Below are 13,116 nucleotides of genomic sequence, written 5' to 3'. Positions count from 1 at the left end.
CCGTCATGACAAGGAGGGTCGAATGCTGAAAGAATTCCAGGAATTCATTTCCAAAGGAAATGTGATGGACCTTGCGGTCGGCGTCATCATCGGCGCGGCCTTCAGCAAGATCGTCGATTCTCTTGTCAACGACATCATCATGCCTTTCATCGGCGCACTTGGTGGCGTCGACTTTTCCAACTACTTCATAGGCCTCTCATCAACAGTGCATTCGACCAATCTTGCCGACGCGCGTAAGGAAGGCGCGGTGTTCGCCTACGGCAATTTTATCACCGTGGCGCTGAATTTCGTCATCCTGGCTTTCATCATCTTCCTGATGGTCAAGGCCGTGAACAACATGCGCAAGCGGCTCGAGCGGGAGAAGCCGGCCGCACCTGCGGCTCCGCCGCCGGCTGACGTCGCACTGCTCACCGAAATTCGCGATCTCCTCGCCAGGAAATAGACAAGGCCAGATTTCTGGACCAAAACCCCGGTCGTTCGCGGCCGGGGTTTTCTGTTGCCGCATCTGCTAAGAGCATCCGCCAATGCATGTCGCCCAGAAGTGTGCAGCGGTTCTGGGATAACGACATGCATCAAAGCAGACATCAAAACGGATCTGTCCATGACCCTGATCGATAGCTTGCGCGGCGAAGCGGTGGCCGCCCCCGAAAGCGGCATTGTCGCCGTCGTCAATTACGGCCGTACGCGCGAGGGCATGATCCCGCTCTGGGCCGGTGAAGGCGATTTGCCGACGCCTGCCTTCATTTCGGAAGCCGCCGCCAAGGGGCTCGCCAATGGCGAGACCTTCTATACTTGGCAGAAAGGCATTCCGGAGCTGAGGCAAGCGCTTTCTCGCTACTATGCCAGGCATTTCGGCAAGAGCTTCGCCGAAGAGGAATTCATCGCCACCGGTTCCGGCATGCATGCCATTCAGTTGGCATTAGCCGCGGTCGCCGGCAGCGGCGACGAGGTGGTCTATCTCTCCCCGGCCTGGCCGAATTTCGCCGCCGCCGCCGGTATTTCCGGCGCTACCCCGGTTGCGGTCACGCTCGACCAGTCGGGCAATGGCTGGTCCTGCGATGTCGACAAGATTGCAGCTGCGGTGACGCCGCGCACCAAGGCGCTGTTCGTCAACACGCCATCGAACCCCACCGGCTGGACGGCCGATAAGGAAACGCTGCAGGCGATCCTGAATCTCGCCCGCCAAAAGGGCCTGTGGATCATCGCCGACGAGATCTATTCGCTGTTCCACTACGGCCACGGCCGTGCGCCGTCCTTCCTCGACATTTCGACCGCGGAAGACCGCATCCTGTTCGTCAACTCCTTTTCCAAGAACTGGGCGATGACCGGCTGGCGCGTCGGCTGGATCAAGACCCATCCCGAGCTGCAGCAGGTGTTCGAGAACCTGATCCAGTATTCGACCTCAGGCGTCGCCCAGTTCATGCAGCGCGGCGCCGTCGCGGCGCTGGACCACGGTGATGCGTTCATCGTCGAACAGGTTGAGCGGGCGCGAAAGGCGCGCGACCTGGTCTGCGATATTCTAGGCGCAACCGGCAAAGCGCGCTTCACCGTGCCGCAAGGCGCGTTCTATTTGTTTTTCACGGTCGACGGCATCACCGATCCGCGCCGGGCTGCTTTCGACATCGTCGACAAGGCCAATGTCGGCCTGGCGCCGGGCACCGCCTTCGGCCCTGGCGGAGAGGCGTTTTTGCGCCTGTGCTTCCACCGCCGCCTCGACCAGCTCGAGGAAGCGGCACATCGCTTGGCGGGATGGATGAGGACGGTTTGAGATAAATGGGCGGCGGCTTCAGCCGCCCGACTTCGGCACAAGCAGCGGCACAATCCGGTCGCTCTTGGCGACAGTGGGCCGCCCTGCGGAGCCATAGGGAATGCCGAGCGCATCCCATGTCTCGACCAGCGCGTCCTGAAGTCCCGCAATCAGCGCATCGGTATGGAACGGCGTCGGCGTGATGCGCAGCCGCTCGGTGCCGCGCGGCACGGTCGGATAGTTGATCGGCTGGATGTAGATGCCGTGCACGCCGAGCAGACGGTCGCTGGCCATCTTGCAGAGTTCGGGGTCACCGACCAGCACCGGCACGATATGCGTCGGTGATTCCATCACCGGCAGGCCGGCTGCAGAAAGAACCTCCTTGGTCCGCGATGCCTGCTGTTGCTGCGCATCGCGCTCGGCTTGCGAGCGCTTGAGGTGACGGATGGACGTGGTGGCGGCGGCGGCGATCGCCGGCGGCAGCGCCGTGGTGAAGATGAAGCCCGGAGCATAGGAGCGCACCGCGTCGATGACGGCGCTGTTGCCGGCGATATAGCCGCCCAGCGTGCCGAACGCCTTGGCCAGCGTGCCTTCGATGATGTCGATACGGTCGGCCAGCCCCTCGCGCTCGGTGATGCCGCCGCCGCGCGGTCCGTACATGCCGACGGCATGGACCTCGTCAATATAGGTCATCGCGTTGTAGCGTTCGGCCAGTTCGACGATCTGCTTGATCGGCGCGATGTCGCCATCCATCGAATAGACGCTCTCGAACACGATCAGCTTGGCGCGTTCGCGGCCCGCCACCTGCAGCAGGCTTTCGAGATGCGCGACGTCGTTGTGGCGGAAAATCTTCTTTTCGGCGCCCGAGCGCCGTACGCCTTCGATCATCGAGGCATGGTTCAACTCGTCCGAAATGATCAGGCAATTGGGCAAAAGCCGCGCAATGGTCGAGATCGAGGCCTCGTTGGAGACGAAGCCGGAGGTGAAGACCAGCGCCGCTTCCTTGTCGTGCAGGTCGGCCAGTTCCAGCTCGAGCTCGACGAGCGGGTTCGAGGTGCCGGAAATGTTGCGGGTGCCGCCGGCGCCCGAACCCATCTTGCCGGCTGCATTCTGGAACGCGGCAATGACATCGGGGTTCTGGCCCATGCCGAGATAGTCGTTGGAGCACCAGACGGTGATTTCCTCGGCGCGGCCGTTTGAACGCCAGATGGCGCGCGGAAACTTGCCGACAATGCGCTCGAGATCGGCGAAAACCCGGTAGCGCCGCTCGGCGTGGAGCTGGTCGATCGCTTCCTCGAAGAACCGCTGATAGTTCATGTCGCCTTCCCAGTTTTGCGCGGGATCATAATCGTTGGGCCATTCGTCGTCCACCGGGCCGTTTTGGTCAAAATGCCACGCCCCAAGCCTGTTCCTAACGATGCCAGATCGTGGCCTATTCCCTTGATGTGGATCAATTTTGTTTCCGTACGATGCCACAGGCCGGTGAGACTGTTACGGATTTAACATTCAGGCGTTTCTAATGGCCTTGCCGCAGGCTTTCCAGTAAGTCGGTGATTGAGACAGTTTCCGATAAATCATGAGTAAAAGAGGACGCGGATGACGGTTTTGGTAACGGGCGGCGCCGGCTATATCGGCAGCCACATGGTCTGGGAACTGCTGGATGCCGGCGAGAGCGTCGTCGTTCTCGACCGCCTTTCCACGGGCTTCGAATGGGCGGTAGCGCCGGAAGCCAAGCTTGTCGTCGGCGATGTCGCCGATAGGGAATTGGTCGGCCAGATCATCCGGGATAACAAGGTCGACGCGATCATCCACTTCGCCGGTTCCATCGTGGTGCCGGAATCGGTTGCCGATCCGCTCGCCTATTACGAGAACAACACCTCCAAGACCCGCACGCTGATCGAAACCGCCGTGCGCGAGGGCGTGCCGCATTTCATCTTCTCCTCGACCGCCGCCGTCTATGGCGGCGCCGGCCTGGAGCCGGTGCGCGAGGATGCCCGCCTGGCGCCGGAATCGCCCTACGGCCTGTCCAAGCTGATGAGCGAATGGATGCTGCGCGATGCAGCGCTTGCGCATCCCTTGCGGTACACGGCGCTGCGCTACTTCAACGTCGCCGGCGCCGATCCCAGGGGCCGGACGGGGCAGTCGACGCCTGGCGCCACGCATCTGATCAAGGTCGCCTGCGAGACCGCGCTCGGCAAACGCCCCTTCATGCAGGTGTTCGGCACCGATTATCCGACGCCGGACGGCACCTGCATGCGCGATTATATCCATGTCAGCGACCTGGCTGCGGCGCACCGGCTGGCGCTGCAGCGGCTGCGCGCCGGCGGCGGCAGCCTCGTCGCCAATTGCGGCTACAGCCACGGCTATTCGGTGCTCGAGGTCATCGACAGCGTGCGGCGCGCCTTCGGCCGGGATTTCGAGGTCAAGATGGGCGACCGGCGCCCCGGTGACGCCGCCGCCGTGGTTGCCAATTCGGACCTTGCACGCGCCGAACTCGGCTGGACCCCGCAACGCGACGACCTCGACCAGATCGTCGCCGATGCACTCGCCTGGGAGCGTATCCTCACCGGCAAGAACTCCGCGCGGGGCTGAGCCGGGCACTTCCGAGGGCTCGCAAGGCGCGCGGCGAAGCGCTATTGAAGCAATGGCGGTGCGGCGTGGAGGCGCTGTGCCGCGAAGAGGGGGTGGCATGAAGATAACGGTGCTTGGAGCCGGCGTTGTCGGTACCGCGGCCGCCTATTATCTGGCCGCCGACGGCCATGAGGTCACCGTGATCGAGCGCCATCCGGCGCCGGCGCGCGGCACCAGCCAGTCCAATGCCGGTCTGGTGTCGCCGGGCGACGCCACCGCCTGGGCCTCGCCGGCGGCGCTGAAGACCTTCCTGCGCGCTCTCTGGAACCATGATCTCGGCATCAAGGTCAGGCTGCGCTTCGATCCTTATTTCCTCGCCTGGAGCCTGCGTTTCCTGCGCCAGTGCACCGTGGCCCGGCTGCGCGCCAACAGCCAGGTCAAACTGCGCCTGGCGCTCTATTCGCGCGACTGCATCAACGCGCTCTCCGACGCCACCGGCATCCACTATGACGAGCGCAAGAAGGGCATTCTTTATTTCTTCCGCTCGCAGCACAGTCTCGACACCGGCACCGACAACTACCAGTTTCTGGCAAAGCATGGCCTGCCGATCGAGATCGTCGGCCGCGACCGGCTGGTCGAACTTGAGCCCGGGCTCGCCGGAGTGAAGGAAAAGATCGCCGGCGGCGTTTATTCGCCAATCGACCAGACCGGCGATTCCAGGATATTCGTCGACGGGCTCGCCGCCTATGCCGCCGAAAAGCTCGGCGTCAGATTCCTGTTCGACACCACGGTCGAGGGGCTCGACATAGAGGGCGACTGGGTGCGTGCGGTCATGACGTCGGCCGGCCCGGTGACGGGCGACGCCGTCGTCATCGCCATGGGCCCCGAGAGCGGCCTGATCGGCCGCCGCTACGGTATCGACCTGCCCGTCTATCCGGTTAAAGGCTATAGCGCGACCATCCCGCTGGAGGACGAGAGCAAGGGACCGACCATGGGCGGCGCCGACGAGGACCGGCTGGTTGGCTACTCCAGGCTCGGAAACCGCCTGCGCATGTCCTCGACAGCCGAGTTCACCGGCTTCGACCGCAGCTTCAAGCCCAGCGACTTCAAGTCCATGCTGAGCACCGGCAAAGACCTTTTCCCTGGCGCTTTCGACGAGAAGAAGGCGCTGTTGTGGGCAGGTCTGCGGCCGATGATGCCCAACTCGGTGCCGGTCATCGGCAAGGCGAAATACAAGAACCTTTACCTCGACACCGGCCACGGCCATGTCGGCTGGACCATGGCCTGCGGCTCGGGCAAGTTCCTGGCCGACCTCGTCGCCGGCCGCAAGCCGGAGATCGACCCGCAAGGGCTGGTCTACGGGAACTGAGGGAGCTCTAGTCGTCGTGTTGGCATCGAGTCCATTCGCCGTGCACCCATTCGGCAAGCCATCCGCGCTCAAGCTGGCCAATCTGTGCCAAGTTTTCCTGCCTGGAGGTCAAATGGCCGAGACCGATAACTTCGAAATCTCCACAGTCCGCGGGATGATCATGTTCGCCGCAGGTCAGTTGCCACTCACCATCGAAATGATGAACGACCAGCGTCACCGGCCTCTCCGATCGAAAGACGTGCCCACATACAATTGCTCTGGTTTCCAACATTGAGGCCGTCACTGCGCAAAGTTTGACAAATATCGTACGACGATCTGGAAGATGCATCTGGCTGACAGATTCTACAAACCCTGAGTGACGAAATGTCGGGACCGCAAGTCGCTATCGACCTTGGCCGCATCGAGCGCAACGCCCGCACCATCGTCGAGCGCTGCGCGCTGTCCGGCATCAAGGTGTTCGGAGTTACGAAGGGCACATGCGGCATGCCGCAAGTGGCGCGGGCCATGCTGCGCGGCGGTGTTGCCGGCATCGCGGAATCGCGCTTCGAAAACATCCGCCGGCTGCGCGACAGCGGCATCAATGCGCCGGTCATGCTGCTGCGCAGCCCGCCCATGGCGCGCGTAGAGGAGGTCGTGCGCACCGTCGACATCAGCCTGCAGTCGGAACTGACCACCATCCGCGAGATATCGCGCATTGCCGAGCGCATGGGCCGCGTCCACGATATCATGCTGATGATCGATCTCGGCGATCTCCGCGAAGGCATCTGGCCAAGCGACCTGATCCCCACCGTCGAGCAGATCCTACAATTCAAGGGCGTGCGCATCGCCGGCATCGGCACCAATCTCGGCTGCTTCGGCGCCATAATGCCGACGCCGGAGAACCTTGGCCAACTCGTCGCCCATGCCTACAAAACCGAGCGCCTGTCCGGCAAAAGCCTCGACTTCATTTCCGGCGGCGCCTCGTCATCGCTGACGCTGCTGCTCGAAGGCAAGCTGCCGCCCGGCATCAACAATCTGCGCGTGGGCGAGGCGATCCTGCAAGGCGGTGTCGAAACCTTTCGCGACGTGCCGTGGCCCGAACTCGAACCCGATGCCTGCCGGCTGACCAGCGACATCATCGAGGTCAAACTCAAGCCTTCGCGGCCGATCGGCACATCCGGCTACGACGCCTTCGGCAACCAGCCGGTCTTCGCCGACGAGGGCGACCGGCTGCGCGCCATCGCCAATATAGGCCGCGAGGACGTGCTGGTCGAAGGGCTGACGCCGATCGCCAAGGGGGTGAGGGTGCTCGGCGCTTCCAGCGACCATCTGCTGCTCGATGTGCAGGATGCCGATCCGCGGCCTACCGTCGGCGACCGTGTCGCCTTCCGCATGAATTATGGCGCCATGCTTCTGGCGATGACCTCGGAATATGTCGAGAAGGCGCCGATGCACGACGTCGCGGATTTCTCCGGCCGCAAGATGGTGTCGATCTCGGCCGAACCGGAAGCCGGCGGGATTATCGCCCGCGAGGGAACCGGCGCGCGGCTGGAGGCAATGAATTTCGACGTGGTCGAACTCGCCGACGTCGAGCGGCCGCCCTCGGGCCTCGTCCGTCTCGCCGCCGGCGCAGATCGCCGTATCGCCCACAAGGCGCTGACCGCAACGGCGCGCGCCACGCATTCCTTCGGCCTGATCTGGGTCGATTCCCTCGCCGCCCTGATGCCCGAGGACGAGGAGGCCGAAGACATGCCTGAAGTCTCGGTGCTGGCCCGCGCGCTCGGTCTCGATCACAAGCCCGGCGCGCTGCAGCCGCAGCTGTCGCCGGAAAATGTCGTCATCGTCGGCCTGCGCCATGCCGATCCGGCGGAGGCAAGGGTGCTCAAGGATTCGCGTGTCTCGGCCTTCACCATGACCGACATCGACGCCATGGGCATGCGCGACCTCATGCACGAGGCGATCCGCATCGCCACCTCGGGCACGCAAGGCTTCCATCTCAGCTATTCGCCGACGGCGACCGAATTCGCCGGCTGGGCTGCGGGCTCGGGCGGGCTGACGGTGCGCGAGACGCATCAGGCAATGGAGGCGATCTCGCTGTCCGGCGGTCTGCTGTCGATGGATGTTTCCGGGCTGACCGCCGGTCTGGAGCCGCGGATCGGCGCCGACGCCATCAACTTCGTCATGTCGGCCTTTGGCAAGCGGATTTTGTGATCAGCCTTGCGCGTCGACTGCCGCGCGCCACGCGGTGACATAGGCCGCCCAGACCGGGTCGGTCTGCGGCTCAATTCTTTCGCCCTTGCCGTGCGTCACTGGCTGATCGGATGCGAGCAGTGCCGCGCCGATGCTGGTGCCGGTGGCCGCCTCGGAGGCGATGACGATGCGCGCGGTCGCTGCCGCCAGCATGCCGACAAAGAGCCGGTTGCGAGCAAACGGTCCTTCCACGGTGGTCGGGCCGTCGGCGCCGATCAGCTCGAGGCAGGTCGCCGTCATCAGTGCTAGATAGAAGGAAATGGCGGCGAACCGCTCGCCTTTGCTGATGCCCTCGGCACCAAGCCATGCCGCGGCATGGTGCGGGAACGGTCCTGATCCCTGCTGGGTAGAAGGCAAAAGCAGCATCTTTTTTGTCAGAACGGCCAGCACCTCGCTGCCGCTGCAGTCCTGCGGCTTGTCCTTGGTCAGCTGGGAAAACTCACGGCCACCCATGAAACGCGCCGAGGGCACGGGGTCGCCCAGCGCGCTGACATTGACCAGCGTGTCGCGCGCAGCATCGAGCGCAATCTCTCTGCCGCCGACCGCCATCGATACCACCCAGGTGCCGGTCGAGACGACCGAGAAGGGCGGCTCGTCGGACAGAAGATGCGGCAATAGGGAGGCGTTGGAATCGTGCAGTCCGCAGAAAACCGGGGTCTGCGGATCGAGCCCGGTGCGCGCGGCAAGCGCCGGCAGGATCGGGCCGAGCTGGTCCCTGGCCGGCCGCACCGGCGCCATCAGCCTGCGCCAATCCAGCCTGTCGACCATCGAGGAAAAGTCCGCCTCCCAAGGGCTCCACAGATCGGTGTGGCAGCCGAGCGAGGTCACCTCGTTGGCGGCAACGCCGGTCAGGCGCAGCGCCCAGTATTGCGGATACATCAGCATCGCGGCGGCCCTGGCGAATTCGGTGGGAAAACGCTTCTCAAGCCAGAAGAATTGCGCACCGAGATTGAGGCCGAGCGGCAGGCGCGGCGTCCCAGTCTCAATGAAGGGCGGACGGATCGCACTATACTCTGTAGCCAGCCTGTCGGGGCCGTCGAACTCATAGTCGAGGACAGGCAGCACCAGTTCGCCCGCTGCGTCGACCAGCACGCCGGTCGCACCATGCGTGGTGATCGAAATCGCTTCGATACGCTGTTCGCGGTTGAGGCTGGCAAGGCTGTTGAGGATGAACCTCCACAGCGACTCGACATCGTGATGCGGGTAGGGCGCTTGCCGCAGCGGCGCGTTCGCCATGCGGCGCAACCCCACTTCGCTCAGCGTGACGAGATCGACCAGCGCCACCTTGGCGTTGGTCTTGCCGATGTCGATGACGGCGATGTGGCGCAGCGCACTCATGCCATATGGAACATTGTTTCCAGGGGGATGGCCACCGGTTGGTTGTCCGGCCTGGTCTCCATGATGTCGGCCATGTACGCCCACCAGCGCTGCATCACCGGGTGCTTCGGCAGGTCGGCCATGCCATGGTCGTCGCGCCGCCACAGCACGCCGAACAGGATGTTGGTGTCTTCATCGAGATGGATCGAATAATCGGCGACGCCGGCCTCTCTCAGCAGCGCCACCAGCGACGGCCAGATCTCATCGTGGCGCTTTTTGTACTCGGCTTTCATGCCGGGTTTGAGCTGCATCTTGAAGGCGTATTTCTCAGGCATCAGCTGTTACCACGCAGCTGTCGCCAGACGATCGGCAGCGCGATGACGACGATCAAGAGCAGGCCGATGAAGATCGACATGACGATGCCGGGCACGTTCAGCAGGCCGAGGCCGAAGGTCACCAGCCCCATGATAAAGGCGGCGAGCACGACGCCAACAATGCTGCCGGAGCCACCCAGAATGCTGACGCCGCCCAGCACCACCATCGTGATGACCTCAAGCTCGTAACCCTGCGCGATGGACGGTCGCGTCGAGCCGAGCCGCGAGGTGATCAGCACCGAGGCGATGCCGGCCATCAGCCCTGTCAGGCAAAACAGGATGAATTTGATGCGGCCGACGCGAACGCCGGAAAACTGTGCCGCGACCGGATTGTTGCCGATGGCAAAGACACGGCGGCCGAAGCTGGTGCGATGCAGCAGGAACCAGTAGGCGACGGCCGCGATGAGGAAGAGCACCAGTTCGAACGACACCACCCACCAGACGTAACCCTGGCCGAAGAAGGCGAAGCTCTCGGGATAGCCCTTGTAGGCCTGGTCACCGAGGATGATGAAGGCAATGCCGCGAAACAGGCTCATCGTGCCGATGGTAACGACGATGGACGGCAGGCCGAGCCTCGTCACCAACAGGCCGTTGAAGGCGCCGCAACCGAGCCCGACGACGATGCCGATAGCCACCAGCACCGGCGTGTCGGCGCCGGCCTGTACCGCCATGCCCATCATGGTCGAGGCGAGCGCGATGATGGCGGCGACCGACAGGTCGATCTCGCCCGAAATGATCAGCAGCGCCATGGCGAAGGCGATCAGGCCTTTCTCGGTGAAATTGAAGGTCAGGTCCGACAGCGAATAGGCATCGAGGAAATAGGGAGATGCGAAGCTGTTGATGGCGAAGATGGCGACCGCCACGAAGACCAGCAGCGCTTCCCAGGAAAAGATCGCTGAAGAGAGCGGCTTGTCGAGCCGGTCGGGAATGTGGCGCGGGGCGGGGGTGTCGGTCATGCCGCCTCCGCCTTCCTCAGAATGATCCGCCCCTGCTGGCGTTCGCCGCGCGCGTTGAGCACGACGGCCAGGATGATGGCGCTGCCTGAAATCGCCATCTGCCAGAAGGGCGAGATGTTGATCACCGGCAGTGCGTTGGAGATGATGCCGAGGAACAGCGCCCCTAACACCGCGCCCCCGACCGAGCCGATGCCGCCGGCAATCGAAATGCCGCCGATGACGCAGGCGGCGATGATATTGAGTTCATAGCCATTGGCGACCTCGACCGAGGCGATGACATAACGAGAAATCCAGAGATAACCGGCGAGCCCGCCGATCATGCCGGAAATGCAGAAGACGATGAATTTGGTTCGGCCGACATCGATGCCGGCATAGACCGACGCCGTCGGGTTGACGCCGATGGCATAGATCGAACGGCCAAGCGCGGTTCGCGTCATCACCACGAAGAACAGCGCGATGACCAGTATGGCGATCCAGGACAGAACCGGAATGCCCAGGAAAGCTGCGCGCTGGAAGCCGATGAAGTCCGGGCTCATCTTGTCGGCATTGACCCAGGCGCCGCCGGAGAGGACGAAGGTGGCGCCGCGATAGATGGTGAGCGTGCCCAATGTCACCACGATCGAAGGGATGTTCAGCCGCCACACCAGCAGGCCGTTGATGGCGCCGAGCACCAGTCCGACGGCCAGCGCAATGACGATCAGCAGCGGGATCGGGATCGCCGGATGTGCGGCGTTCAGCATCGCCACCACCATGCCGGTGAAGCACAGGTTGGAGGCCATCGACAGGTCGATCGAGCGGGTCAGGATGACGACCATCTGTCCCAGCGCCAGGATCATCAGGATCGAGGTGTCGTTGAACACCTGGGCGAGATTGCCGGGGTCGGCAAAGGCCGGGAAGCGCGTCGAGATCAGAGCAATCAAAACGACGATCGCCGCTGCCAGCCAGATCTCGCGGAATTTCAGGAGAGCCTTCATGCCGCGATCCCCGCTGCCGTCCGGACCAGCGTTTCGGCGTCCAGCCCCTTACTATCGTAGACCGCCGCAACCAGCCCTTCGCGCATGACGACGACGCGGTCGGACATGCCCAGAATCTCCGGCAGTTCCGACGACACCATGATCACCGACAGGCCCTGCGCGACGAGCTCCGCCATGAAGCCGTGCACGGCGGCCTTGGAGCCGATGTCGATGCCCTTGGTCGGCTCGTCCAGGATGATCACCTTGGGCGCTGTCGCCAGCCATTTGGCGATGACGATCTTCTGCTGGTTGCCGCCCGACAGCGTGCCGACATCCTGGCTCAGCGACGAGGCGCGCAGGTCTAGCCGCTCGGTGTAGGAGCGGGCGAGCGCGAATTCGTCCGACAATCGCAGCAGGCCGGATTTGGAGGTGCGCTTGAGCGAGGGAAGCGAGACGTTTTGGAAGATCGGCAGGCCGATCACCACGCCCTGCTTGCCGCGTTCCTCCGGCACGTAGACGATGCCGGCTTCGATGGAATCCGCCGCCGATTTCGGCGTGATCGTCTTGCCTTCCAGCGTGATCGTTCCACCCGATATGCGGGTGATGCCCGATATCGCCTGCATCACCTCTGACCGCCCGGCGCCGACAAGGCCGTAGAAACCGAGGATCTCGCCCTTGTGCAGTTCGAACCCGATGTCGTTGAATTCGGTCGGGTGCGAAAGGCCAGCGACCGACAGCACCGGCGCGCCGATCTCGGCCTTGCGTTGCGGAAAGATGTGATCGACCGAGCGGCCGACCATCATGCGCACGATCTGGCTCTGGCCGGTATCCTTGATAAGGCCCTCGCCAACCATCTCGCCGTCGCGGAACACGGTGTAGCGATCGGCGACCCGATAGATCTCGTCGAACTTGTGGCTGATGAACAGGATCGCCTTGCCTTCCTCCTTGAGGAATTCGATCAGCAGGAAAAGCTCCTCGATCTCCTTCATCGAAAGGGCTGCGGTCGGCTCATCCATGATGACGATCTGCGCATCGATCGACATCGCGCGAGCAACCGCTACCAGATGCTTGTTGGCGATGCCGAGGTCTTTCAGCCGCGCATCGGCGTTGATATGGCCGGCATGCATGGTGTCGAGCACTTCGCGCGCGTGTTTTCGCATGGTGCGCCAGTCGATGGTGCCTAGCCGCGTGCGCGGCGCATGGCCGAGAAAAATGTTTTCGGCGACGCTCAGATCGTCGAACAGCACGGTTTCCTGATGAATGGCGGTGACGCCGTGGCCGAAGGCGGCATGCGCGCTGGGCAGGGTGACGGCCTGGCCGTCAATGCTGATCGTGCCGGCGTCGGGCTGGTAGATGCCGGTCATGATCTTGACCAGCGTCGACTTGCCGGCACCGTTTTCACCGATCAGCGCCGTAACCTGGCCGGGGTAAAGCGACAGGCTGACATTGTGCAGCGCGCGCACGCCGGGAAAGCTTTTGGAGACGCCGGACAGCGTCAGGCGCGGGGCAGGACCCGTGGGCTCCTCCTTCGCAATGCCGTGCTGGGCTGTCGTGTCCATATCCGTATCAAGCCCTGAAACAAGGTCCGTTTAAAGTCGCG

General features: G+C 63.4%; 12 protein-coding genes. 5 read left to right on the top strand and 7 right to left on the bottom strand.

From position 1 onward, the window contains the following. Positions 1-22: 22 nt before the first annotated feature. Both mscL and NKJ58_RS16770 read left to right on the top strand, forming a co-directional pair. Positions 23-442, top strand: a complete 420-nt coding sequence (gene mscL, locus NKJ58_RS16775) for a large conductance mechanosensitive channel protein MscL (protein WP_023681933.1) — start codon at positions 23-25, stop codon at positions 440-442. Between the two features lie 159 nt (positions 443-601). Next, positions 602-1,768, top strand: coding sequence for a pyridoxal phosphate-dependent aminotransferase (locus tag NKJ58_RS16770; RefSeq protein WP_023806884.1), 1,167 nt, complete (start codon positions 602-604; stop codon positions 1,766-1,768). Positions 1,769-1,786: 18 nt separating this feature from the next. Here the strand turns inward: NKJ58_RS16770 and hemA are convergent, their stop codons facing one another. Further along, complete coding sequence (gene hemA / locus NKJ58_RS16765) at positions 1,787-3,064, bottom strand: 5-aminolevulinate synthase (protein WP_023699526.1); 1,278 nt, start codon at positions 3,062-3,064, stop codon at positions 1,787-1,789. A 279-nt stretch (positions 3,065-3,343) separates the two neighbouring features. Here hemA and galE point away from each other — a divergent pair, with 279 nt between their 5' ends. Continuing rightward, on the top strand, positions 3,344-4,339 hold the full coding sequence (gene galE / locus NKJ58_RS16760; RefSeq protein ID WP_023669652.1) for a UDP-glucose 4-epimerase GalE: 996 nt from the start codon (positions 3,344-3,346) through the stop codon (positions 4,337-4,339). Between the two features lie 97 nt (positions 4,340-4,436). Continuing rightward, positions 4,437-5,687 carry a D-amino acid dehydrogenase gene (locus tag NKJ58_RS16755; protein ID WP_023669653.1) on the top strand — a complete coding sequence of 417 codons (1,251 nt, stop codon included), beginning with the start codon at positions 4,437-4,439 and terminating at the stop codon, positions 5,685-5,687. Between the two features lie 7 nt (positions 5,688-5,694). Here NKJ58_RS16755 and NKJ58_RS16750 read toward each other — a convergent pair whose 3' ends face one another. Continuing rightward, positions 5,695-5,904, bottom strand: a complete 210-nt coding sequence (locus NKJ58_RS16750; protein WP_031203497.1) for a hypothetical protein — start codon at positions 5,902-5,904, stop codon at positions 5,695-5,697. A gap of 146 nt (positions 5,905-6,050) precedes the next feature. On the opposite strand from NKJ58_RS16750, the gene NKJ58_RS16745 reads away from it, so the two are divergent. Further along, complete coding sequence (locus NKJ58_RS16745; RefSeq protein WP_352853491.1) at positions 6,051-7,877, top strand: alanine racemase; 1,827 nt, start codon at positions 6,051-6,053, stop codon at positions 7,875-7,877. Here NKJ58_RS16745 and NKJ58_RS16740 read toward each other — a convergent pair whose 3' ends face one another. The 5 genes from NKJ58_RS16740 to NKJ58_RS16720 are packed head-to-tail and all read right to left on the bottom strand — an operon-like array spanning position 7,878 to position 13,075. Continuing rightward, the gene (locus tag NKJ58_RS16740) at positions 7,878-9,254 is read right to left on the bottom strand and encodes an FGGY-family carbohydrate kinase (protein WP_023681928.1); all 1,377 of its coding nucleotides are present in this window, start codon (positions 9,252-9,254) and stop codon (positions 7,878-7,880) included. Next, the gene (gene rhaM, locus NKJ58_RS16735; RefSeq protein WP_352519425.1) at positions 9,251-9,568 is read right to left on the bottom strand and encodes an L-rhamnose mutarotase; all 318 of its coding nucleotides are present in this window, start codon (positions 9,566-9,568) and stop codon (positions 9,251-9,253) included. Before rhaM ends, NKJ58_RS16740 begins: the two co-directional genes overlap by 4 nt. Beyond that, positions 9,568-10,563: an ABC transporter permease gene (locus NKJ58_RS16730; RefSeq protein WP_023681926.1), complete on the bottom strand. Its 996-nt coding sequence runs from the start codon at positions 10,561-10,563 to the stop codon at positions 9,568-9,570. The genes rhaM and NKJ58_RS16730 overlap by 1 nt, the downstream gene beginning before the upstream one ends. Continuing rightward, positions 10,560-11,537, bottom strand: a complete 978-nt coding sequence (locus NKJ58_RS16725; RefSeq protein WP_023681925.1) for an ABC transporter permease — start codon at positions 11,535-11,537, stop codon at positions 10,560-10,562. Before NKJ58_RS16725 ends, NKJ58_RS16730 begins: the two co-directional genes overlap by 4 nt. Beyond that, complete coding sequence (locus tag NKJ58_RS16720) at positions 11,534-13,075, bottom strand: sugar ABC transporter ATP-binding protein (RefSeq protein ID WP_352519426.1); 1,542 nt, start codon at positions 13,073-13,075, stop codon at positions 11,534-11,536. The genes NKJ58_RS16725 and NKJ58_RS16720 overlap by 4 nt, the downstream gene beginning before the upstream one ends. Between the last annotated feature and the right edge of the window lie 41 nt (positions 13,076-13,116).

Source organism: Mesorhizobium sp. M0139 (assembly GCF_040322455.1).
GTDB lineage: Bacteria > Pseudomonadota > Alphaproteobacteria > Rhizobiales > Rhizobiaceae > Mesorhizobium.
Note: the sequence above shows the minus strand (reverse complement) of the source record. Positions and strands in the feature narration are given on the sequence as shown.